The following is a 1,274-nucleotide window of genomic DNA, read 5'->3' on the forward strand; positions in this document are numbered from 1 at the left end:
CGGACTGCGACTCGCGCGTCATGCTCTCCGCCTCCGCTGGCTCGGTGGGGGTGTGCCCGCGCCCGCCGCACCGGCACCAGCCGTACGGACCGGTCGGCGCGGGTGCCGCCCACGGCGGGGGCGCCGACCACCTCCGGCTCCGGGAACGAGTCGCGGGCCCCGCCGGACACCGGGGCAGCCGTCGAAGTCCCGCCGGACACCGGGGCCGCCGTCCCGCCGGACAGCAGCTCAGCCGTCGAAGGCCCGCCGGGCGCCGGGGCGGCCGGCGGAAGGCCCGCCGCGCGCGCCGCGCGGAAGGCCGCCAGGGCCTGCTCCTCGCGCACCGGGTCGAGCGGGTGGAGGGCGGACCGGTCGGCCGCGGCCGCCAGCAGGAGTCGCGCCAGCCGGTGCGCCTCACCGGCCGCCCGCCCGTCGGCGAGCGGCACAGGGCGGCCGGACAGCAGCGCCTCCGCCGCGTCGCCGGTCAGCCAGTCCGCGCGGCCGGAGGACACGCCGGGCCGTCCGGGCACGCCGTCCACGTCGTCCAGGTCATCCAGGTCATCCAGGTCATCCAGGATGTCCGCGCCGCCGAAGTCGCGCATCGCGCCCGGGCCGCCCATCGCGCCCGCACCCGCGCCCGCGCCCGGCGGTCGTTCAGGCCGTCGCGGGCGCGGGACCTCCGCCACCCCTCCGTCGTCACTCATGCCACTTCCTCACCGAGCCCCAGGGCCTGTCGAGAACGTCGTACCGGTCCGCACCGCCGCTCCCCCCTCTGCTTCCCCGCTCGCCCCGCAGGCACCATCCTCCCGGGCCTCGCGGGCCGCCGAGAGCTGTTCGGCCAGCCTGCGCAGTCCCCGGTGTGTGGCCATCCGCACCGACCCGGCGCGTTTGCCCAGCACTTGGGCCGCGCTGGTGGAGTCCAGGCCCATGACCACCCGCAGCAGTACCGCCTCGGCCTGCTCGCGCGGCAGCGCCGCGATCGCGGCCAGCGCGCGGTCGGTGGCGACCGCGTCCAGCGCCTCGCCCGCGGTGTCGGCCCGGCCCGGCAGCGCGACGAGTTCCTCCACCCCGGCCCCCGCGACAGGGCGGCGGCTGCGCGCCCTGATGTGGTCCAGCGCCCGGTTGCGGGCGATCCTGGCCGCCCAGCCCCGGATGCCGCTGCCGCCGCCACGAAAGCTCGGCAGGTCCCGGGCGATCTGCAACCACGCCTCCGAGGCGACGTCCTCCGCGTCACCCGGGCCGACCAGGCTGCGTACGTACTGCAACAACTGCGGCTGCACCGCGCGGTACAGGAC

Annotated in this window: 1 protein-coding gene and 1 pseudogene; both read right to left on the bottom strand. The window is 78.2% G+C overall.

Features of this window, described 5'->3' with window-relative positions; translation table 11 throughout:
* Positions 1–683, bottom strand: a pseudogene (locus tag AC13HU_RS37365) (hypothetical protein); the annotation flags it as partial.
* Between the two features lie 9 nt (positions 684–692).
* Positions 693–1,274, bottom strand: a 582-nt coding sequence (locus AC13HU_RS37370; RefSeq protein WP_483046451.1) for an RNA polymerase sigma factor, incomplete at its 5' end; no start/stop codon positions are given.

This window comes from Streptomyces sp. NH27 (genome assembly GCF_056859195.1).